19 protein-coding genes are annotated in these 22,494 nt (G+C 66.3%); 11 read left to right on the top strand and 8 right to left on the bottom strand.

The window, feature by feature from the left end:
- Window positions 1-97: 97 nt before the first annotated feature.
- Window positions 98-1,738 carry an ABC-F family ATP-binding cassette domain-containing protein gene (locus tag ACFULV_RS28645; RefSeq protein ID WP_378662017.1) on the top strand — a complete coding sequence of 547 codons (1,641 nt, stop codon included), beginning with the start codon at window positions 98-100 and terminating at the stop codon, window positions 1,736-1,738.
- Window positions 1,739-1,741: 3 nt separating this feature from the next.
- On the top strand, window positions 1,742-2,167 hold the full coding sequence (locus ACFULV_RS28640; protein WP_378662014.1) for a hypothetical protein: 426 nt from the start codon (window positions 1,742-1,744) through the stop codon (window positions 2,165-2,167).
- Here the strand turns inward: ACFULV_RS28640 and ACFULV_RS28635 are convergent.
- From ACFULV_RS28635 to ACFULV_RS28610, 6 genes are all read right to left on the bottom strand, one after another.
- Entirely contained in the window at window positions 2,164-2,526 is a 363-nt protein-coding gene (locus tag ACFULV_RS28635; protein WP_378662011.1) for a hypothetical protein, read from the bottom strand. The genes ACFULV_RS28640 and ACFULV_RS28635 overlap by 4 nt on opposite strands.
- Window positions 2,527-2,692: 166 nt before the next feature.
- Complete coding sequence (gene glmM / locus ACFULV_RS28630) at window positions 2,693-4,030, bottom strand: phosphoglucosamine mutase (protein ID WP_378632418.1); 1,338 nt, start codon at window positions 4,028-4,030, stop codon at window positions 2,693-2,695.
- 142 nt (window positions 4,031-4,172) lie between these two features.
- Window positions 4,173-4,697 carry a 30S ribosomal protein S9 gene (rpsI, locus tag ACFULV_RS28625; RefSeq protein ID WP_378632416.1) on the bottom strand — a complete coding sequence of 175 codons (525 nt, stop codon included), beginning with the start codon at window positions 4,695-4,697 and terminating at the stop codon, window positions 4,173-4,175.
- On the bottom strand, window positions 4,694-5,137 hold the full coding sequence (gene rplM / locus ACFULV_RS28620) for a 50S ribosomal protein L13 (protein ID WP_194825954.1): 444 nt from the start codon (window positions 5,135-5,137) through the stop codon (window positions 4,694-4,696). The genes rpsI and rplM overlap by 4 nt, the downstream gene beginning before the upstream one ends.
- A gap of 176 nt (window positions 5,138-5,313) precedes the next feature.
- On the bottom strand, window positions 5,314-6,672 hold the full coding sequence (locus tag ACFULV_RS28615) for a hypothetical protein (protein WP_378632413.1): 1,359 nt from the start codon (window positions 6,670-6,672) through the stop codon (window positions 5,314-5,316).
- A gap of 145 nt (window positions 6,673-6,817) precedes the next feature.
- The gene (locus tag ACFULV_RS28610) at window positions 6,818-9,352 is read right to left on the bottom strand and encodes an ATP-binding cassette domain-containing protein (protein WP_378662009.1); all 2,535 of its coding nucleotides are present in this window, start codon (window positions 9,350-9,352) and stop codon (window positions 6,818-6,820) included.
- Window positions 9,353-9,459: 107 nt separating this feature from the next.
- Between ACFULV_RS28610 and ACFULV_RS28605 the strand changes: the two genes are divergently transcribed.
- On the top strand, window positions 9,460-10,905 hold the full coding sequence (locus tag ACFULV_RS28605) for a metallopeptidase (RefSeq protein ID WP_378632407.1): 1,446 nt from the start codon (window positions 9,460-9,462) through the stop codon (window positions 10,903-10,905).
- Between the two features lie 189 nt (window positions 10,906-11,094).
- On the opposite strand, the gene ACFULV_RS28600 is transcribed toward ACFULV_RS28605, so the two are convergent.
- A complete protein-coding gene (locus ACFULV_RS28600) occupies window positions 11,095-12,417 on the bottom strand; it encodes an FHA domain-containing protein (RefSeq protein ID WP_378662006.1) in 1,323 nt (440 codons plus the stop codon).
- A gap of 143 nt (window positions 12,418-12,560) precedes the next feature.
- Between ACFULV_RS28600 and ACFULV_RS28595 the strand changes: the two genes are divergently transcribed.
- The 8 genes from ACFULV_RS28595 (at window position 12,561) to ACFULV_RS28560 (ending at window position 21,448) form a co-directional block, all read left to right on the top strand.
- A complete protein-coding gene (locus ACFULV_RS28595) occupies window positions 12,561-13,760 on the top strand; it encodes a hypothetical protein (protein ID WP_378662005.1) in 1,200 nt (399 codons plus the stop codon).
- Between the two features lie 71 nt (window positions 13,761-13,831).
- Entirely contained in the window at window positions 13,832-15,025 is a 1,194-nt protein-coding gene (locus ACFULV_RS28590) for a hypothetical protein (RefSeq protein ID WP_378662003.1), read from the top strand.
- The gene (locus ACFULV_RS28585) at window positions 15,022-16,254 is read left to right on the top strand and encodes a hypothetical protein (RefSeq protein ID WP_378662001.1); all 1,233 of its coding nucleotides are present in this window, start codon (window positions 15,022-15,024) and stop codon (window positions 16,252-16,254) included. Before ACFULV_RS28590 ends, ACFULV_RS28585 begins: the two co-directional genes overlap by 4 nt.
- Before the next feature lie 93 nt (window positions 16,255-16,347).
- Complete coding sequence (locus tag ACFULV_RS28580; protein ID WP_378661999.1) at window positions 16,348-17,886, top strand: serine/threonine protein kinase; 1,539 nt, start codon at window positions 16,348-16,350, stop codon at window positions 17,884-17,886.
- Between the two features lie 89 nt (window positions 17,887-17,975).
- Window positions 17,976-19,184: a hypothetical protein gene (locus ACFULV_RS28575; RefSeq protein ID WP_378661997.1), complete on the top strand. Its 1,209-nt coding sequence runs from the start codon at window positions 17,976-17,978 to the stop codon at window positions 19,182-19,184.
- A 26-nt stretch (window positions 19,185-19,210) separates the two neighbouring features.
- The gene (locus tag ACFULV_RS28570) at window positions 19,211-20,440 is read left to right on the top strand and encodes a hypothetical protein (RefSeq protein WP_378661994.1); all 1,230 of its coding nucleotides are present in this window, start codon (window positions 19,211-19,213) and stop codon (window positions 20,438-20,440) included.
- A gap of 348 nt (window positions 20,441-20,788) precedes the next feature.
- The gene (locus ACFULV_RS28565) at window positions 20,789-21,112 is read left to right on the top strand and encodes a WXG100 family type VII secretion target (RefSeq protein ID WP_378661991.1); all 324 of its coding nucleotides are present in this window, start codon (window positions 20,789-20,791) and stop codon (window positions 21,110-21,112) included.
- Between the two features lie 33 nt (window positions 21,113-21,145).
- Window positions 21,146-21,448 (top strand): WXG100 family type VII secretion target, encoded by a 303-nt coding sequence (locus ACFULV_RS28560; protein WP_378661988.1) that lies wholly within the window; start codon window positions 21,146-21,148, stop codon window positions 21,446-21,448.
- 123 nt (window positions 21,449-21,571) lie between these two features.
- Here the strand turns inward: ACFULV_RS28560 and ACFULV_RS28555 are convergent, their stop codons facing one another.
- Window positions 21,572-22,417: a hypothetical protein gene (locus tag ACFULV_RS28555; protein ID WP_378661985.1), complete on the bottom strand. Its 846-nt coding sequence runs from the start codon at window positions 22,415-22,417 to the stop codon at window positions 21,572-21,574.
- Window positions 22,418-22,494: the final 77 nt, after the last annotated feature.

The following is a 22,494-nucleotide window of genomic DNA, read 5'->3' as shown; positions in this document are numbered from 1 at the left end:
GCACTACCGCCCGCATCGGTCCACAGACCCATCCGCACCCTGATTTCGACAGGCCCCGACCTCAGGGTCAGACCCCGAGACGGGCACAATTGTCGAGGTGAGCACGACATTGCACGCCAGTGGCCTCTCCGCGGGGCACGCCGAACGGACCCTGTTCGCCGACCTCGATTTCACTCTCGCCCCCGGCGATGTGATCGGGCTGGTCGGGGTGAACGGCGCGGGCAAGTCGACGCTGCTGCGGATGCTGGCCGAGCGCGAGCCGGGCGAGGGCACCATCGCGCTGAGCCCGCCCGACGCGACCGTCGGTTATCTGACCCAGGAACCGGAGCGCATCGAGGGCGAGACGGTGCTCGAATTCCTCTCGCGCCGAACCGGCGTCGCACACGCCCAGCAGGTGATGGACGCGGCGGCCGAACGCCTCGGCGACGGTGGCGACGACGACTACTCGCCCGCGCTGGAACATTGGCTGGCGTTGGGCGGCGCGGACCTCGACCAGCGCGCCGAAGAGGTCGCCGCGGACCTGGGGCTGACCCACGGCTTGACCGGCGGGCTCGACACCCCGATGACGGGCCTGTCCGGCGGCCAGGCGGCCCGCGCGGGGCTGGCCTCGGTGTTGCTGTCGCGCTTCGACATCCTGCTGCTCGACGAGCCGACCAACGACCTCGATCTCGATGGCCTCGACCGGCTGGAACGGTTCGTCACCGGGGTGCGCGTACCACTGATGGTGATCAGCCACGATCGAGAGTTCTTGGCGCGCACCGTGAACAGCGTCCTCGAACTCGATCTGGCTCAGCAGCAAACCGGCTTCTACGACGGCGGCTACGACGCCTACCTCGCCGAACGCGAGATCGCCCGCAAGCACGCCCGCGAGGCCTACGACGAATTCGCCGACACCAAAGCGGGTTTGGAGTCGCGCGCGCAGATGCAGCGCAACTGGCTCGAGCACGGGGTGCGCAACGCCCGCCGCAAGGGCAAGAACGACTCCGACAAGATGGGTCGCAAGACCCGCGCGGAATCCACCGAGAAGCAGGCCGCCAAGGCCCGCCAGACCCAGCGCCGGATCGAACGCCTCGACGTGGTCGACGAGCCGCGCAAGGAGTGGGAGCTGCGGATGGAGATCGCGACCGCCCCACGCAGCGGCGCGGTGGTCGCGACCGCCAACAACGCCACCCTCACGCGCGGCGAGTTCACGCTCGGCCCGATCACCACCCAGATCGATTGGGCCGACCGGATCGTGCTCACCGGCGCCAACGGCTCGGGCAAGTCGACCCTGCTCGGCCTGCTGCTCGGCAAGATCGCCCCGGATTCCGGTTCGGCCGCGCTGGGTTCCGGTGTGGAGATCGGCGAGGTCGACCAGGCCCGCGGGCTGTTCCGTGGTGACGACGCGCTGGCCGACACCTTCGCCGCGGCGATGCCCGACTGGCCCGACGCCGAAGTCCGCACGCTCCTGGCCAAATTCGGCCTGCGCGGGCCGCACGTGACGCGTGCGTGCGACACCCTGTCTCCCGGCGAACGCACCCGCGCGGCCCTGGCCCTGCTCCAGGCGCGCGGGGTGAACCTGCTGGTTCTCGACGAGCCGACCAACCACCTCGACCTGCCCGCCATCGAACAGCTCGAACAGGCCGTCGAATCCTTCACCGGCACCTTGATTCTGGTGACGCATGATCGCCGGATGCTGGATTCTGTTCGTGCGACCCGTCGTTGGCACATGTCCGGTGGGCTTCTCAGCGAGGAATGACGCATGGACTACGCATTAGGTATCGACACCCGAATCACCCTGCTCGTCACCGGATTCCTCTTCCTGAGCGCGTTGCTGCTCGGGGTGTGGAAGTACCACGGCATCCGGACTGAGGGCGCGGCGCACGTCTATGTCGACATCGCCCACCGCGCCGCGCTGATGTACTCCTTCGCGGGGATCCTGCTCGCGGTCTTCACCGAGCTCAGCGCCTGGCCGACAATCGTCAACCTGACCGCCGACCTGGTGGTGCTCGCGTTCTTCGCCGGTGCGATCGCCAGTTACGCCCTGCACGGGCTGCGCCGCGACACCACCAACCAGTTCGACGGGAAAATTCCCGCCGAACTACGGCTGTCGATGTACGGGCTGATCGTGGGCGAGATCGGTGGTTTCGGGGTGCTGTTCAGCGGATTCGTCGTCGGACAGTTCTAGAGCGACTGCACCACAGCGGGCTCGGCCGCACCGAACAGGTCGATGTCGGAGCCGAGCTTGGCCCCGATCAGGCCGACGCCGAAGGTGACACCGAGCACGGCGACCACCGCGATGAACGATCGCGAGCGCGGCACCCGTGGCGCCGCGAACGCGCGGGTGCGTGGCGCCTCGGCGACCGGCTCATAGGCGGACTGCCCGTAGCCTTCGTCCCGGATCGGCACAGTGTGCGAATACCCTTGCGGCACTTCGCGGCACCCCGGTCGCCCGCAGGCCCCACCACAGCGGTGCGGCTGGTCGGCTTCGCCGTACTCGTACGGGTACTGGTCCTGGTAGTTGCGGGCAGGCAGCGGCGGAACCATGATCGGCCCCCTTCGAATCGTGCTGCGCGCCAAAATAACCGCCTGCGCCGAGCAGCACACACGCGCCACGGGGCACACAGGTCCAGACGGCGTATCCCGATACTAGTGGGGCCCGGTGGAACACGCCACAGCACCGATCGCCGACCCGTCGTCCGGGTCCCGGCGACTAGACCGCGGCGACCCGCTTGGCCAGATCATCGGCCAGCTGACGCGCCTGCGCGGGATCGGTGGCCTCCACCATCACCCGCACCAGCTGCTCGGTCCCGCTGGGCCGCAACAGAACCCGCCCGGTATCCCCGAGGATTCGCTCGGCCTCCGCGACAGCCTCCAGCACCTCGGGAGCGACAGCGACCGCACCCTTGTCCGACACCGCGACATTGATCAACACCTGCGGCACCGTGGTCATCACCGAGGCGAGCGAGGCCAGCGAGCGCCCGGTCTGCGCCATTCGCGCCATCAACCGCAGGCCGGTGAGCACCCCGTCCCCGGTGGTGCCGAACCGCGGGAACACCACATGCCCGGATTGTTCCCCGCCCAGGCTGTATCCGCCGCGACGCAACTCCTCGAGCACGTACCGATCGCCGACAGCGGCGGTGATCACGGTGATCTCGGCGGCGCGCATCGCGATGTGCAGGCCGAGGTTGCTCATCACGGTGGCGACGAGGGTGTCGTCGACCAGTTCGCCCGCGTCGCGCATCGCCAGCGCGAGCACCGCCATGATCGCGTCACCGTCGACGATCTCGCCCGCGGCATCGACGGCGAGGCAACGATCGGCGTCACCGTCGAGCGCGATGCCCAGGTCGGCGCCGTGGTCGAGGACCGCGCGCCGCACGGTGTCCAGGTGCGTGGAACCGCACCCGTCGTTGATGTTGAGCCCGTTGGGTTCGGCGTTGATCGCGATCACCGTCGCGCCCGCCTCCCGGTACACCTGCGGGGCGACCTCGGCGCCCGCACCGTGCGCGCAGTCGACGACGACGGTCAGCGAGGACAGGTCCTGCCCGGTGGATTCCAGTAGATGCTCGACATAGCGTTCGTGGGTGCCCTCGACGGTGTAGTCGCCACGCACGCGGCCGATGCCCGCGCCGGTCGGGCGCACGGTGACGCCTTCGGCGATCAGGGCTTCGATCCGGGCCTCGATGGCGTCGTCGAGCTTGTGCCCGCCCGCCGCGAAGATCTTGATGCCGTTGTCGGGCATGGGGTTGTGCGAGGCGGAGATCATCACGCCGAAGCACGCGTCGTACAGGCCGGTCAGGTAGGCCACGGCCGGAGTCGGCAGCACGCCTACCGAGAGGACATCGACGCCGACGGAGGTCAGGCCCGCGGTGACCGCGGCCTCGAGCATCTCGCCGCTGGCGCGGGGATCGCGACCGAGTACCGCGACCGGGCGCTTCTTGCCGCGTGAGAGCACCTGCGCCGCCGCGGCGGCGACGCGCATCGCCAGTTCCGGGCTCAGCGACTCGTTGGCGAGCCCGCGAACACCGTCTGTGCCGAACAGCCGTCCCATAAACCTCTACCCGTCGTAGGTCCCCGTTTACAGCACGAGAGCAGGCGACCAGCCGTGCTGGAAGCCTGCTCTCGCACACGTGCTCCGCCGACCGTACCGTCTCCACCAAAGTAAGCGAAGACGGCGGTCGACGGTGCGTAAATCAGCGCTTCGAGTACTGAGGCGCCTTACGGGCCTTCTTCAGGCCGTACTTCTTACGCTCGGTGGCACGCGGGTCACGCGTCAGGAAGCCGGCACGCTTGAGGGCGGGACGGTCGTCCGGGGTGACCACGATCAGCGCGCGGGCGATGGCCAGACGCAGGGCGCCTGCCTGACCCGACGGGCCGCCACCGACCAGGCGAGCGTAGATGTCGAAGTTCTCGACACGCTCGACCAGGACCAGCGGGGACTTCACCAGCTGCTGGTGCACCTTGTTCGGGAAGTAATCCTCGATGGTGCGGCCGTTGAGCTCGAAGTTGCCCGAACCGGGCACCATGCGAACGCGAACGACGGCTTCCTTACGACGGCCGACGGTCTGCACCGGGCGGTCGAGGCCGAGCGGCTCGAAAGCCAGCTCTTCTTCGACGTACTCGCCTTCGGCGTAGCCTTCGCCGTCTTCGACGATCTCGACGACGACCTCATCGGTGGCGTCGAACTCTTCGGCTGCGAACTCTTCAGGAGCGGTCACTGGGCCACCTGCTTGATCTCGAACGGAACCGGCTGCTGCGCGGCGTGGGGGTGGTTCGGGCCTGCGTAGACCTTCAGCTTGCCCGCGATCGCGTTACCCAGCTTGTTCTTCGGGATCATGCCCTTGACGGCCTTCTCCACGAGACGATCGGGACGGGTCGCCAACACCTCGCCGACAGTGCGCGACTTGAGGCCGCCCGGGTGTCCGCTGTGGTGGTGGATGAGCTTGTCCTGCTTCTTGTTGCCGGAGATGGCAACCTTTTCCGCGTTGATGATGATGACGAAGTCGCCACCATCGACGTGGGGTGCGTAGGTCGGCTTGCCCTTGCCGCGCAGCAGGCCAGCGGCCTGCACGGCGAGACGGCCGAGGACTACGTCAGTGGCGTCGATGACGTACCACTTGCGGGTGACGTCACCCGCCTTGGGGCTGTACGTAGGCACAGTCGTTCCCTGTCTGTCGTCGGTGTTGCCGGCCCTGATGTGTGGATCGAGGCTGTCCTGGCGGCCGGTGGAGACCCAGGACATCGAGGAGACGCCGATCCGCGAACGGTTCGGCGTTCCACACGCCAACGGGCAACGATACCAGCCACGCATCACCGACCCGTAATCGGGCGAGGCTAGATCACGACCGGCGGACCCGGGTCGGTCGCACGCGCGGGACCGGGGATCAGGTAGCGCAAAGTATCGATGCCGGGGGTGACGCAGGCGGAGTCGTCGACCAGCAGGCCACGCGCGGTTTCGATGCCCTCGCGCGGGACCGTGTTCGCGTACGGAGTGAACGCGCAGCTCACCGGTTCGGCGGCCGAGGCGACGGCGGGATCCGGCTGGAGTGCGACCAGCGCCAGCGCGCCGACCACGGCCGGGGTGCCGAAGAAGCCCTTCTTCACCTTGCCGAGCAGTTTGCCGCGGCGGTCGTCGTCCTCGGCATCGTCGTGTTCGAGCGCGTGCCGCGGCGCGCGAGCGGGTGGACCTGACGGCTGCGGCGGTTGCGCGGCGGGCGGACCGGCGACGAACCCGGCCGGTCCGGGCGGCTGGGCGGCGGGCGGTGCGGTGGGTTGGGCGCCCCACCCGACCTGCGCGGCGACTGCCTGACCCGGATGCCCCGAGTCCGGATAGTCGTCCTCCTCGTCGTCGAGGTCGGGCTCGGTGACCAGCAGATGCGCGGCGCCGAGGACCAGCGCGTGCATCGGATGGTCGGCCACGTGCAGGCGCTGGCCCAGGTGGTTCTGGAAGGCGAAGCGCAGCGCGTCGTTGAAGCAGACGTTGCCCGCGAGCAGCACCGTCGAGGTGTCCGCGCCGATCGAGCGGGCCGCGGCCATCGCCTCGATCACCACGTTGTCGGCCGTGCGGGCGTCGCGCAGCGCCTCGGCACTGACCGAGACCTCCGTCGATTCGGTCGGCTGTTCGTCGTCGCCGTGCACCGCGACCACCAGCAGCGAGCGACCGTCGGAGTAGATCCCGGTGGCGCCGATGCCGGTGCGGTGTCGCTCGCTGGGCGGGGAGACCAGGCCGAGCGCGCGCACATAACCCGAGAGCGCGACGCTTTCGGGCAGCGGTTCCACGACCACGTCGAGCTGCTCGACGAGCGCCGCGTACACCTCGACCTTGTCCTCGGGCCAGCTGTCCGGATACGGCAGCGCGACCAGCTGCGGCTTGCCCTGTAGGTACTTGCCGATCGCGGCCAGCGGGTTGTAGAGCCTGGCCCGGAAGACGAGTTCGGCGGGCCAGGTGGCGCCGGCGATCACGATCTGTGGGTGGCCGAGGATGTCGCGCACATCGGCGATCGCCATCCCCAGGTCCGGGCGCTGCCGGTCGACACCGGCGGTGTGCAACCTGCCCGCGGCATCGGCGAGCAGGTAGGCGGGCGGGGTGTAGGTGCCCTCGACCTGTACCGGGCGGACCGGGGTCGCGCCGCCACCCGCGGCCACGGACACCACGTCCCACCCCAGATGCAGGGCCCCAACTCGAACGGTCACAGGATCAAGTGTGCCCGGTCGGCGACAGACACGCGCAGCTTGCCCACCGAAACGATGCTGACCTGGCGGATCATGCGGTGCGCATCGAGGCATGCGCGGGCGCCCCGCGTGGATACGCGAGCTACCGTCTCCGGGCGCTGACCGCTCATGCCTGTGACTTCTTCAGTCGTAGTCGGCTCCACGTGATCAGGGCGAGGATCGAGGTGATCACGATGAGCATCACGATGTCCAGGATCCAGATCCCCGCGCTGTGCCCCCAGAGTGGATCGTCCTGCGAGCCGAAGACCAGCTTCGTCAGATCCACCGTCGACGCGCCCGCCGCGTAACCCCAGCGTGAGGGGAACAGGTACGAGATCTGCTCGAGGCCGACCCGGTCGGTCACCGGGATCAGGCCACCCGCCATCACCAGCTGCACCATGATCATCACCACGAGCATCGGCATGACCTGCTCGTTGGACTTGGCCAGGCTCGACATCAGCAGGCCGAACACCACACAGCACACCGCGGTCATCGCGATGTCGAAATACAGCTCGACGCTGCCGCTCGGAATCAGCGAACCGGCACCCGGCGCCTTCTTCCCGATGAACGTGATACCGATCAGGACCGCCGACTGCAGGAACGCGGTCACGCTGAACACGACGATCTTGGCCATCAGGTATGCCGAGGGCAGCAGGCCGACCGCGCGCTCACGCTGGAAGATCGACCGTTCGCCGACCAGGTCACGCACGCTGAGCGTGGCGCCCATGAAGCACGCGCCGAGGATGAGGACCACCAGCAACTGCTGGGCCTCACCGCCGCTCTCCCGCCCGAACGACCCGTCGGGCAGCTGCACCAGCGCGCCCTCCGTGAACCCGTCACTACCCGGCACCACCAGCGACAACGCGCCGAGGATGAAGGGCAGCACCACCAGGAAGATCAGATATCCCCGGTCGGAGAAGATCAACCGCAACTGCCTGCGAGCCAACGTGCTGAACTGCCGCATCGCGCTCGACTGCGGCGGCGCGCCCACGTTGCCGCGGTTCGGTTGCGCGGGCGGCGGTGGCGGCACGTAGGCCTGCCGGGACCGATACTTCGCGAAGGCCTGATCAGGGTTGGCCGCGACCTCGGCGAAGATCTCCGCCCAGTCGCTGGTCCCCATCGCCGCGCCGACCCCACCCGGATGACCGGCGAACGCCGTCTTACCGCCGGGGGCCAGCAGCACCACCTGGTCGCACATATCCAGGCAGGCCACCGAGTGCGTCACCACGATCACCACGCGACCGGCGTCGGCCAGTTCGCGCAGCATCTGCATGACCTGCCGATCCAGCGCCGGGTCGAGACCCGAGGTCGGCTCGTCGAGGATCAGCAGCGACGGACCGGTGAGCAGCTCCATCGCCACCGACGCGCGCTTGCGCTGACCACCGGAGAGCCGGTCCACCCGGGTGTCGGCGTGCTGGGTGAGCGAAAGCTCTTGCAGCACACCGTCGATCACCTTCTGCCGGTCGGACTTGGTGGTATCGGGCGGCAGCCGCAGCTCGGCGGCGAAGCCGAGCGCCTGGCGGACCGTGAGCTGACGGTGCAGCACGTCGTCCTGCGGCACCATGCCGATGCGCGAACGCAGCGCCTCGTACTCGGCGTGCAGGTTGCGGCCCTCGAAGGTCACCACACCACCGGAGGGCTGGGTATTGCCCGCGATCAGCTTCGACAGCGTCGACTTGCCCGCGCCCGACGGTCCGATCAGCGCGGTCAACGTGCCACGCCCCGCCGTCATGTTCACGTCGACGAGCAGTTGCTTGTTGTTCTCGACCGTGAACCCGACCCCGTGCACCGACAGACCCTGCTCGGCGACCGGCTTCTGCCGATGCGCCAGCGCGCCCTGGGTGACGACGAAGTCGATGTTGCCGATGGTGACGATGTCGCGCTCGCGCAGCACCGAGCGCTGCTGGCGGTGACCGTTGACGAAGGTGCCGTTGGCCGAGCCGAGGTCCTCGATGACCAGACCCTCGGGCGAGGCGAGCAGCTTCGCGTGCGCACGCGAAGCCAGCGGATCGTTGACGACGATCTGGTTGTCCGAGGTGCGGCCGATGCTCAGGCCGCCGGGCGGAATGCGGTCACCGCGCGCGACCGGTTCGGTCGAGGCGGCCTTGCGGACCGGCGGCAGCATCGACGAATCGGCGCGGCGGGTCATATTGATGTTGTCCTGCGGCTGCGCGGGCAGCTGCGAGGTGGGAACGTATTGCGGTTGCTGTTGTTGTGGGCGCGACGGGGGCTGGAAGCCGGGATGCGGCTGCTGCGGTCGCGGCTGCTGGTGGTGCGGTTGCTGTTGATGCGGCTGGTGCTGTGGTTGTGACGGCGGCGCGACCATGGTCGCCGCGTGGCGCGCCCCAGGCGCCGCGGGGACCAGGTGCAGCAGCGGCCCGGTGATCGCGTCACCCAGGCGCACCTGGGTGGGTCGGTCGATCGAGACGGGTTGGTTGAGCCTGCGCGCGTCGACGAAGACGCCGTTGGTACTGCCGTTGTCGGCGAGTACCCACGCGCCGTTGCTGAATCGAAGAGTGGCGTGCACACGAGAGACCAGCGGACTGTCCACGAACAGGGTGACCTCGGGCGCGCGGCCCATGGTGATCTGCTGGCTCGCTTCGAAGACTCGTTCGGTTCCATCATGGCGCACGGTGATGGTCTGCGCCCCCGGTGAAGACATGGAGCGGATACTATGCCATCGCCCGGACATCGGCGGTGCCCCCGAGACGGCTTTGCGCCCGATCCGGCGATCGACCTGCACGTGTATCCGGCCGACCAGGGGGACGTATGCCGAAAGCCCAAGTGTTCGTTGCGATCTCTGTCGTGCTATGCGCGCTGATGGGTGTCGGGTGCACGCGGGCGATCGATGGACACGGGGTCTCGATCTACGACGATCCGTTCCAGGTGGCGGGATTGCCGACCACGGGTGGTCCGAACGGTCCGCGCACCGGCGTCCCCGATTCGCCACTCACCGCGTCCAACGGTGACGGCGGTGAGGTGGACAAACTGGCGCTCAACGCGATCGACGACATCCAGTCCTACTGGCAGGCGGGCTTCGGAACCGAATTCCCCGGCGAGACCTTCGACCCGGTCGAGAAGCTGATCTCCTGGAACGCCCGCGCCGCCCGCAGCCAGGCGGTCGAATTCTGCAAGGAGACCACCTACCACCTGGTCAATGCCGCCTACTGCCGCAGCGACAACTCGATCGGCTGGGACCGCGAGATGCTGCTGCCCACCATGAGCGAGACCTTCGGCACGATGTCGGTGGTGATGGTGCTGGCCCACGAATACGGCCACGCCATCCAGAGCATGGCCAAGATGGTCACCAAGAAGACGCCGGTCCTGGTGAAGGAGCAGCAGGCCGACTGCTTCGCGGGCGCGTTCATGCGCCACGTGGCGGAAGGCAAGTCCAAGCACTTCACGATCAACACCTCCGACGGCCTGAATTCCGTTCTGGCCGCGACTGTTTCGATTCGCGACTCCGATCCCGACGACCCGGAGAGCGTGCACGGTTCGGCCTTCGAGCGCGTCACCGCGGTCCAGATCGGGTTCACCGACGGGCCGCGCGGCTGCAAGGGCATCGACGAGGACGAGATCGACTCGCGCCGCGGGTCTCTCCCCCAGAGCTTCTCCGGCGACAGCGGTCGCGGCGAATACCCCGTCTCCAAGGAAAATCTCGTCGAGCTGAGCAAGGCGCTCCAGGCCATCCTGCCGGTGAAGGACGCGCCGACCTACGACTACGCGGGCTCGCGCATCGACTGCAAGGACGGCGCGGTCACCGAACCGGTCACCTACTGCCCCGCCAAGAACACCATCGCCACCGATGTGCCCGGACTGGCCGAACGCGGCGCCACCGACACCGACGACGACGGCCCGCTGCCGGTGAAGGTCAGCGGCGACTACAACGGCTACGTCGTGTTCATCTCCCGCTACACCCTGGCCGTGCAGCGCGGTCACGGCCAGCAGCTGACCGGGGCGAAGACCGGTTTGCGCGCGGCCTGCCTGTCCGGGGTCGTCACCGGCAAACTCGCCCAGCCCGGCCGCCCGGTGAGCCAGGGCGACATCCAGCTGTCGGCGGGCGACCTCGACGAAGCGGTCTCGGGCCTGCTCACCGACGGACTGGCCGCCAGCGACACCGAGGGCAACACGGTGCCCAGCGGATTCTCCCGCGTGGACGCCTTCCGCGCAGGCGTCCTCAACGGCGAAACCACCTGCCTGTCACGCTACAGCTGAGTTATTGGAGCGCTGGCGCGCTCGAGTTCGCGGCCCCTTGTGTCCCGTCGATCAGGCACCGTTGCTTGCTCCTTCGTCGCCTACGCAACGGCACCTGATCGACGGGACGGCCGCGAACCCGCCGCTGCGCGGCGGATCCCTCCTCGGGGTCGGGATGTGCGGGCTGGGAATGCGATCGGCGAAGGGCTGTCAGCCGAACGGGGGTGGTGCGGCCGGTTCGTAGCGCAGCACCCGGTTGCCGATCATCACCTCGGTGCCGGGGACGAGCACCATCGGCTGATTCGGGGTGAGGCGGACCCAGTCGCGGTAGCCGGGGTGGCGGCTGCGCGTGCCGTTGGTGGAACCGCGATCGATGAGTTGCACGTCCCAATTCACCAGGTGCACTTCGGCATGCGCGCGCGACATGCCGCCGGAGGTGTCGTCGATGCGCAGCGGGATGAGTCCACGCTGGGCGGCGTCGGAGTTCTCCGGGTCACGCCCGATCACCGCGTCGGCGGCCATCAGATAGGTCATGCCGTCGTCGAGCACGAGCATGCCGAGCGGCGGGCGGACCACTTCGGCGAGCGCCTGGGTCTGATCGACCGGCATGCCGCACACCGTGCAGAACGCCGAGCGCGGATCGCTGGGATGCGCACGCGCGCACTTGAATCCCATCACCTTCACCGCCAGCACCGTCGACTTGGCCGTGGCCTCGAGCCTGCGCTGCAGGTCGGGGTCGGGTTCGGGTGCGGGATTGGTTCCGGAGAGCCGGGTTTCGGCGTTGTGCGGGTCGGCGACGGGGGCGTCGACCGTGCCGTGCGCGGTGCCGGTGACAGCGTCCAGCATCGAGGTCGCCGGTTGCATTCCCGTCGCGGGCTGCTCGGACGGTCGCGAATCCGGTTGCGCCGCCCGCGGTTCCCGGTCGATACGCGCGGTAGGCGGTGGCGGCCTGCGAGTCTGGCCCACCGGTTCCGCGGTTCGCACCCGGCTGCGCACATCGTTGGACCACATCACGGCCCCGCCGGCCTGCGCGATTCCCTCGACCAGCCAACCGATTCCGCGCTCCGGTGGCAGGTCCGGGATGCGGCCCTTGGCGTCGTCGACGAACAGCGCGACCGCCTTCGCGGGCTCGGAGGCGACCCGGTCGACGGTGAACGCCGCGTCACTACCGCGGTAGTACTCCGGGCCGTGGTCGTCGGCGAGTACCGCCGTCACCGAACCGTGCAGGAAGATCGCCACGCCACCGTTGTCGGCGGCCGACAGCACCCCGAAATCGATCGGCACGCCCGGCGAGATCTGCTCGGCGTACTTCATCAGCCACCGCGTCGCCTCGCGCGCCACCACCGAACCCGGGCCCGACGGCGCCTGCTCGTGCGCGTCACGCACCAACTCCGCCAGCGATTCCAGCGCGATCGCCGCGGTATTGCCGGGCGTGAGCTTGCCCTGCCCGCGATGCGCGACCACGATCACCGCGCCCGCGACCCGTGCGACCGCGTGACTTCCGAGCACCACTTCGACCTGCCGATCCCTCACAGGTATCGGCCTCCACCGGAACTGCACAGCAGGGGGGTCGCCATGTCATCCAGACTATGGCAAGCACCCCGATCAGGTCCCCCTGGGCGGGGTAGGTCCGGTAACTTCATAGGTGTCGCGGGAGGAACATCGAGGGGAACCTGATGATCGATTCGACCAGAATTCGCATCGCGCTCGCCTGGGGTGGGGCTCTGATCGTCCTGTCCGGCTGTGCCGTCAGCGGCACACCCGTCGCCGGTGAGCCCGATGTGCGCGGCCTGGAGACCGGGACCTTCGCCACCGACCGGCACACCTACACCGACACCGCGGGCGACCGGGGCGCGCTCGTCGAGGGCGCGCGGATGTCGGCGGCCGTGGTGCCCGCGGTGCGGATTGATCCGTCGCTCTCGCACGGACGCGGCGGCGTGATCGTCCCCGATATCGAACGCGCGCTGGACTTCGTCGCCAACGTCTCCAAACCTGTTCTGGAGAACCGCAAATTCGTCACCGGCTATGTCGCGCTCGGCGCCGACAAGGCAGATCCCGACGGCCAGACCCGTCCCGGTCCCGACGCGACCGCGCTGACCACGGCGCTGTTCCGTTTCCCCACCGCGGCGGCCGCCACACTCGCCGCGCGGGAACTCGAGGACGTCGACCTGGCCGTTTCCCCCGACAACCGCAAACTCGCCTCCACCAAATATCCCGACGCCTACGTCCATTGGCGCCCCGGTGTGCCCACCATCGGCGCCTTCCTCGCCCACGAAGAGTTCGTGATCTCGCTGTTCATCCAGCGGCCCCGGGCCGACGCGGCCGACCTCACTTCCTGGGTCGACAAGAATCTCGCCGCCGAACTCGCCCAGCTCGCCAAGTTCGACCCCACACCCACCGAGAAGATCTCCGACCTCCCGGTAGACCCCGCCGGACTCCTGGCCCGCGCGGTCGTCGACGACCGCGCCGCCATGCGCCCCGGCCAGTTCTCGTTCGCCTCGTATGCTCCCGAGCACCTCGTCAACAAGGCAGCCGACCTCACCGCCCGCCAAAACCTGGTCGACGCAACGGGAGTCGAAGCCCACGCGGTGGTCGAGGGCGGCGCCGTCACTCGGGTACGCGACCAGTCCGCCGCGCAATCGCTCATGCAGGGCCTCATCGATTCGGCGGGCCACTACGACCCGATCACCGCCCCCGCCGACGTCCCCACCGCGACCTGCCTGAAACTCAACGACAACGGCAACAAAGAAGACGACTACGTCTACCGCTGCTATGTCGCCTACAAGCGCTACCTGGCCATGGTCAGCGCCGACGGTGAGCCCGAGGTCCGCCAGAAAATCACCGCCCAGTACGCCCTGCTGGCCAACAGCCTGTGAGTTCGCTCGGCCCCACTCCTCGATCGCGGTGACGTAGGATTCCGCCGACAATCGTTTCGGGGAGGAATGAGTTGCGAGCCGCAAAAGTCGTCTGCGTCCTGGCGACCGCACTGTTGACCACTGTCGTCACGGCCTGCGGTGGTCCCGATGAGATCGCCGCCACCGACGCTCCGGTGGACCTCGCCACTCTCGACGTCGGCAACTATCCGACCCAGCCCCGCCAGGTCGGAACGGTCGCCAACCTGGATCAGGGCCGCTTCATCGAAGCCGAACGCCTCGGCGACTTCGTGCCGACGCCCGCCGATATCGATCCACGGTTCGTCCACACCAATCCGTCGATCGCGTCGGTGTTCCTCGATGCCGAAGCCGCGCTCGGCAAGATCATGGCCGTCGACCGGTTCGCCGAGGTCGCCCCCGATTTCATCGGCGGATTCGTGAGCTCGGCGGAGACGAAGCCCAGCAATATGGGCCTGGACATGGTGAACGCGGTGATGATCTTCCCCGACGCGCAGAAGGCCACCACCGCCGCCGCCGAGCTGGAGAAACTCGATTTCGGCTACGCCCCGAACAACCAGCGCATCGAGATCCCCGGTTATCCCGCCGCGATCGCGCACTGGCAGCCCGACCAGCAGTCGATCGGGTCCTGGTTCGCCACCGGTCATCTGGTGATCTACACCTGGTTCTACGACTACCTGAAGATCTGGCTGGAGAAGGTCGACAAGCAAGCGCTGCTCGACCTCACCCGCAAGAGCCTCGACACGATCGTCCCCGCCGTCGCGAAATACACTCCCACCCCCAGCACCGAACTGATGACCCTGCAGCGCGATCGCGACGGCATGCTCGGCCGCACCGCGCCCCGCCCCCGCGAGGATTCCTGGATCAACCCACCCGGTGTCTACGCGGGCCGCACCGCCCGCCACTTCCTCTCCGACCCGGTGAGCACCGCGAAGATGATCGACGACTTCGGCATCGACCTCTACGCCAACGACGGCGCCGAGGTCTACCGGGCCCGCGACATCGCCGCCGCCCAGGGTGTCCGCGACGAGCTCGGCGGCGTCACCCGCAAATTCACCGCCTCCGCCGCACCGAAGAACCTGCCGAGCGCCCAGTGCAAGGAATACATCGGCAGGAAACAACGGATCGCGATCCGCTTCTATTGCGCGGTGTCCTACGACCGCTACGCCGCCTATGTCTGGTCGAACCAGCTGCTCGACGCCCAGCAGCGAATCTCGGCCCAGTACGCATTGTTGGTGAACGCGAAATGAGAATCCGATACGCCGTGCTGGCCGCCTCGCTGGCCACCGTCCTGACCGCCTGCGGCTCCACCCTGTCCGGGCAGGCGCTGCCCGGCGAGATGGATGTTCGCAATCTCGACGTCGGCTCGTACCCGACCGAGCCGGTCAACGCCCACGACGACGACCCGGTCCCGCCGTTCTACGAGATGTACGAGGTGGCGGCGATGCGGATCGCCGACTATGTGATCAACTCCCGCGACATCGACGCCCAGATGACCTACGGCAAACGCGCGACCACCGTCTCCGCCGGCGTGATGCCCTCGGCTCTCGGCGACGAGCCCGCGATGTCGGCGATCGCCAAGAAGCACAAGATGCTGTACGGCTTCGAATCCAATGGGGCCGCAAAGGATTCGCGCGTCGAGACCTACGGTGACTGGCCGACGAAGAAGGCCGACAACAGGCTCACCGCCACCACGATGGTCCTGCAGTTCCCCGACGCGGACCGCGCGGCCGCCGCCGCGAGAGAGTTCTACGATACCGACCTCGCCATGAAGGAAGGCCGCAACCAACCCGTCGCCATCCCCGGACACCCTGCGGCCCTGTCACATTGGCGTCCCGACTCACCCTTCCTGCGCACCGTGCTCCCCCACGGCCCCTACGTGATCGCCTTCCTGCTCTCGGTGCCCACGCCCGACCAGCAAGCGCTCACCACCCTCGCCTCGAACGCCTTCACCGAGCAGATCGAGGCACTCGCCGAAACCACGCCGCTGACCGACGAAGAGGTCATGACGCTGCCGTGGGATCCCGACCACCTCCTGATGCGCACCCTCAACCCCGACCAGCTGGCCAACCCCGAGGGCTCCGGCTACTACGTGGTCACCGGCAAACACGGCATCCTGCACTACGCGGGTGACCAGCTCCCCACCGATCGCCACTACATCGACGAGCAGCTCACCAAGATGAGCGCCCAACAGGTCGCCCTGTCCTGGGGCTCGATCGCGGTGCGCACTCCCGACGAGCAGACCGCCCGCCGCGCGGTCACCGAGAAGATGTTCCTCTGGCAGGTAGAAACCGAAGCCGCCAACCCACCCAACCTCCCCGACGCCGCCTGCGTGGAGAACAAACGCACCGGCGCGGCGAAACGCTTCAGCTGCATCCTCGCCTACAACGAATACGTCGGAATAGTCAGCGGCAACCAGCTTTTGGACGCCCATCAACGTGCGGCCGCGCAATATGCACTATTCGCCAACAGCCGATAATCCCACACCGGCCGGCCCCTGCGGAGTCCTATATGCTCCAGCCGGGAAAGCGGCAGTGTGCGGCATTGAGTCAGGAGATCGTAAAAGATGGTGATGAGCCACGGCACCATCGTCGGCGGGTACCGCGTGCAGCGGGTGCTCGGCGCCGGCGGCATGGGCACGGTTTACCTGGCCAAACATCCCAGCCTGCCGCGGATGGACGCCCTGAAGGTGCTCAGCGCCGAACTCAGCCGCGACCCCGAGTTCCGTGCCCGCTTCGAGCGCGAGGCCAATCTCGCCGCCGGCCTCGACCACAACAACATCGTCTCGGTCTACAACCGTGGTGAAGAGCACGGCCAGCTGTGGATCGCCATGCAGTACGTGGACGGCACCGACGCCGCCGCCGAACTGGCCCGCGACCCGCACTCCATGACCCCGCTGCGCGCCCTTCGCATCACCAGCGAGGTGGGCAAGGGCCTGGACTACGCCCACCGGCGCGGCCTGCTGCACCGCGATGTCAAGCCCGCCAACTTCCTGCTGTCGAGCAGCGACGGCGAAGAGGAACGCGTCCTGCTCACCGACTTCGGTGTCGCGAAGTCCACCGACGACGCCACCGAACTCACCCAGACCGGCAGCTTCCTCGCCACCATCGCCTACGCCCCGCCGGAACAACTCAGCGGCGCCGTCCTCGACCATCGCGCCGACATCTACAGCCTCGCCTGCGCCTTCTACAAACTCCTGACCGGCCAAAACCCTTACCCCGCAGCCCAACCCGCCATGGTCATGATGGGCCACCTGCACGAGCCCCCACCCCAGGCAACCCGAGTCCGCCCCGGCCTCCCCCACGCCATCGACCACGTCTTCGCCCGCGCGATGGCCAAAAACCCCGCCGAACGTTTCGCGACCTGCCGCGAATTCACCGACGCGGCATCGAACGCGCTGACCCCGGGCTTCAACCCGACGGGCCACAACACTTCACCGACGTACCCGATCCAGGTGATGCCGCCCCGCGAGCACACCGATCCGCGGGCAGCGGTATCGCTGCACGGACTCACAGCGTCCACACCGACCGCTCCCAGCAAGACCAAGCGCGCGGCAGTGATCGGCGGAGCAATCGCGCTCGTCGTCGGAATCAGCACCGGAGTGGGCGTTTGGGCCGCGGGCGGATCCGACCCGACGACCGGCACCACCGCCAGCACATCGGCCTCCGCCCTACCGCCGATCGAGCAGGAACGCAAGGACAATCCGCAGTTCGCAGGCAAGACTGTCACGCTCCTCAATGTCACGCAGCAACCGAACAAATTCGGAATTTATTTTACCGGCAGCCCGCAGACACAGTTCTTGGAAAAACTCGGTTTCGTCTACAACTTCAAGTACACGAATACTGAAGGGATTCCGTCACCCAAAGAGGTATCGGACAGCTCGAGCGCGCTCGAAGCGCCTGACGACAGCTACGTCATCGTGCTCCGTAGTGACGAGAAGGCCGGTGGCGGTGGGCTTCTCGGTCTCCCGTACGGCATAACCAGTTCACGCGCGATCGTCGTCCCTATCGACGATCCCAGCACGGTATCCGCCATGCGGAATTGGTCGCCCGAATCCGAGGCAACGATGATCAGCAAGCTGGTTCCCGTCCTCAAATCAAAGATCAGATAGAGAAATTCGAAAACTACCGACGGGGGGATGCTTTGCGTTCTGAATTGAAATCATCAAAAGCACCGAGAAAGCGAGCATACAGAGCGGCATTGAGCGTGACCGTTTCTATCGCATGCCTTATGGCGACAGGCTGCGGGGGCGAAGCAAGCCCGGCCGGCCCGGTGGCCGCTCCAGAGGTACAGGTCGACCTGAGTAAGCTCGAAATGGGAAACTACCCGAGCAAACCGACCCCGTTGGGAATGGCAAAAACCGACGATGAGGCAGCACTGGTCGAAGCGCGACGCATTGCCGAAGCCATGCCCCTGCCAACAGAGATCGACCCAGCGCTGAATTTCACGAACCGATTCAACCAGAGTCGTACGTTCACAGATGTATCACACTACCCATTGTCACGGGATCTGCTCATGAGCCGCGAAGATTTCAATACCTTCGCACCTGGGTTCATATCCGGATATTACAGCGAGGGACGATCCAACTTCAATGGAAATCTCTCTTGGACACTGAACAACTATGCCCTTCTGTTTACTGACGCCGAGACAGCAAAAAATGCCGTGCCATCCTTGGGTGCCAAGCACCAGGAAATTCTCGGGGCGAACTACGAAGGCACCCGGCTATCGCGATTTCCTGAAGCTCATGCCGTGTGGACCCCACGATACGATGCAATCTATGTGTGGCATTCAGTAGGTCAGTTCTTGGTACTGACTGTCGTCAGAGACAATCTCAGTGATCAGATCGGATCCGACGACCTACCCGGGATGCAATCCAAGGCAGAGAAGGTCATCGCGGCCATCCAGCCCAGTTTGTCGACATTCACACCGACTCCACGCGATAAATGGAGCACACTGGACCGCGATGTCGACGGAATGCTTGCGATGACAGTCCCTGCTACCAACGACTCCGTAACCGACGGTGCCACGATCCCTACTGCATATCACAAGCACGGCGCATTGCAGGTCTCACTGAATATCACTGAAGACCAGCGACTGTTCGATGAAACAGGCGTTGACGTGGCCGCTTTCAACGGCGGGGAATTGTATCGGACCAAGAATGCGGAGTCCGCACAACTACTCGAGAAGCGACGGGGTGAACGCGGCCGGATGTTTATTGTGGCACCGAGCCCACCAGGACTTCCGTCTGCCAAATGTCACGAAAATCGTGAGAAATTCCGCGGTGTCAACCCGCGGTTCTACTGCACCATCACCTTCGGTAGATATGCGGCCCAGATATCCGCAAACCAACTAACCGATGCACATCAGCGCATTTCGGCCCAGTACTCGCTATTGGCGAACTCCAAATAATAGCCAGACGGAAGCGAGGACAGACCATGCGAAAACAGATTGTTAAAGTTGCGGTCGCAGCTGCTATTTCGTCGATTTTGGCATCAGGCTGCGGATCGAACGTCGATGGCGCGGCGATCGCAGGCGAAATCGATGTCCGAACCTTGGATGTAGGAAAATACCAGACGCTCCCGGTCAGCGCCTACTATCAGTATAAGCACGGCTACAAGTACGGCCAGGAACTAGCAGCTATGCGCCTGGCCGACCATCTCGTACTCGGCACCGATGTTGATCCGAGCCTGAAGTACGGGGCCTGGGGTTCGTTTACATCCGAAACCTTGTTGAGCGAGTTCAGCGATACCGTGAAGCCATCGCTCAAAGAGCATCGGCTGCTTTACGGATTCAGTACCGGGAGCACCGACAAAGAACACTTCGGCACGTTTACCCTATCGCCCGGCGATGATGTCTTAGCAGATACTCAGCGCTCACTCAAACCGACGTATTTCGGAATGCGTGTAATGCAGTTTCCCGACGAGGATGCAGCAAGACGCGCAGCCGAATCGATCGAGGTCCTCGACTTCCAGGTAGCCGCTGACCAGAATCAGAAGCTGACGATCGACAAGTACCCGGCTGCCCTCGCGCACTGGCGCCCCGGAATACCCAGCATGGCCGCGAATATCGCGCGAGGCAGCTACGTCGTGAGCCTGCAGGTGGGTCTGCCGTCAGCTGATCTGCCGCAATTGAAGGATCTGGCCAGCCGAGTCCTGGATGCCCAGTTGCCACGGCTCGACAAGTTGCCGGCGCTCACGCCGATGGAAATACTGATGCTCGATCACGATCCTGCTCATGTGTTGGAACGTGCGTTGAACCGCGAACAGCTGGGCGGGCCGGAAGATACGCGGTCGGCGTCGTACGGTCTCCAAGGTTTCCTGCAGGTACAACGAGCGGAGCAGGAACACCGGGGCCTTTACGAGGAGACCGGCGTCGAGCACATCGGGATAGGATGGGACGCAACCGTTTTCCAGGCACGAGACTCAGCTGCCGCGGAGAAGTTCCAGGCCGGGATGTTCGAGGGCCCGCGATTCGGCCCGGCGAACTCGCCCACCGCGGTGCCCGCTACCAACTGCATCGAGAACAAGGTCACCTCCAGCGACATCAAGCGGTTCTCCTGCTCGGTGCGTTACCGGCAGTACGTCGGGGTCGTCAGTAGCCACCAGATCAACGACGCGCATCAGCGTGCGGCTGCGCAGTATGCCGTCTTCGCCAACGCCCAGTAGCTGACGTTGCACACATGCTCCTGTCCAACAACGGCGGCGCGAGTGGGGTGTGCAGACAGCGTCGCGATCGGTATGGTGATACGCGAAGTGCCGCTGGCCTTGTGACTCGGGCTGCGGCAGGGGAAGGAGGGGGAAGATTCGCGGACATGTAGGCCTCGTGTCGCCCGGGCGACAGCGGAGCCATGAATCCGCAGGTACAGCAGGGTGGACATCGACGTCATCCCGGGGGCCGAAAAAACTCGGAAGATGTGGGAACCGATCCACCCTGGCTCGCGTCCAATCATATGAACGGGTCGACCGGAGCAGTTGCTCCCGACTCCCAGCACAGCAAATCGGAAGGAAGACACCATGGCGGGTCAGCTCAGTGCCAGTGCAACCGAAATTGACAATTTCGTGAAGACCTCCGAGTCCAAGCACCAGGATCTGCTTACCGCGATCCAGGCGCTGAAGACGCTGGAGGACCAGACCACCGCAACGTGGAGTGGTGGCGCCCGCGCAGCGTTCGACTCCTTCATGGAGCGTTACTACTTCCAGGCCGACAAGCTCAACGACAAGCTCCTCGAGACCTGCGAGAACCTGCGTAACGCTGGTAAGTCCTACGACGAGCAGGACCACGACTTCGCCTCGCAGGTGAAGGCCCAGGTCAGCTCGCTCGACCTCCCCGCTCTCTGATCCGACCCCACCACACTTAGTAAGGAGCCATCGATGGCAGGCAACGACGTCACGCGGATTTCCGCTAACTTCGGCGAGGTCGAGGCCGGTGCTCAGCGCATCGTCCAGGATGCCCGCGGCATCATGACCATGCTGGAAGACTTCCACAAGCAGGTCACCGACTTCGTCACCAACAACTGGGCTGGTGACGCGAACGATGCGTTCACTCAGCTGCAGGCGCAGTGGAACACCCACGTGCAGCAGCTCAACACCACCCTCGAAGGTGCCGGCACGCTGGTGCAGACCGGTAACTCGGACCTCAAGGGCACCGACACCGCTCTCGCGGGTCTGTTCTGATCTCAGCACCATACAAATCAGGCCCCGGCTCACAGCCGGGGCCTGATTTGTTTCAGGACCACTGCACTCCCAGGGTTGCCGCCCTCAGATGAGGAGTGGGGTGCCTACCAGCGCGGGGCCGTCCTAGAACCCAGCGCGCTCGAGGTATTTCAACGCGGCATCTTTGTCCTTGAACCCTGACATCACCGTGTACAGCTTCGTCGCCGTGTTGAAGGTTTCCACGGTGGCCCCGCCACCCGGGATCGTGTCATCGATGCGGAACTTCTTCTCGCCCTTGTCCATCAGCCATTCCGGGTGCTGACTGCTCCACTGACGGAGCAGTTTGTCCGGGTTGGTATCGATCCAGGCGATCGGGTAGCGGTCGATGTCGACGGCTGTTCTGAGCAGGCCTACCGTCAAGCCGTTCTTGGCCGGCACCGTGAAGACCACCCGGACCGCGTACGGGTCGTTGCCGATCGGGGCCTTCTCGGTGATGTTGTTGACGGCGACGACTTCGCGCAGGGGCGCGGGCAATGCTTCCAGGACGATCTTGGCGTCGGCCGAAACAGGTTGCGGGGCCGCCTTGGTCGTCGTCGGTGCGGGTTTGGAGGTGCTCTTCGCAGAGGTGGGCGCCGCAGGCGCTTCCTGGACCGACGATGGGGGTGCTGCGACCGTTCCCGCCTCGTCGTCGCCTCCGCCGGCGACAGCGACAACCCCGACCACCAGCACACCGATGACGACAACAGCGCCGCCGACCAGCACCAGGGGCGATTTCCACCACGGGTTCCGCTGCGGCGGTTGGGGCCATCCCTGCTGCGGTGGTTGACCCCAACCCTGTTGCGGGTGGGGCTGACCGCCCGGCTGCGGATGCGGCTGCGAGCCGTACTGCGGCGGCTGCATCGGCGGATACGGCTGCTGACCGGCATACTGCTGCGGCGCACCCTGACCGGGCGCCCAACCCGGACCTTGCTGCGGCGGTGGATAAGTCATGGTTTCCCCTCCCGATTCACAGGCCGCAGGCGGTACACAGGCGACCCGCTGCGAGCGTACTTGCGCACGCCGCCGAA

The organism is Nocardia sp. NPDC057272 (assembly GCF_042668615.1).
In the GTDB taxonomy this organism is placed as follows: domain Bacteria; phylum Actinomycetota; class Actinomycetes; order Mycobacteriales; family Mycobacteriaceae; genus Nocardia.
This window is presented reverse-complemented; position numbering and strand designations above follow the sequence as displayed.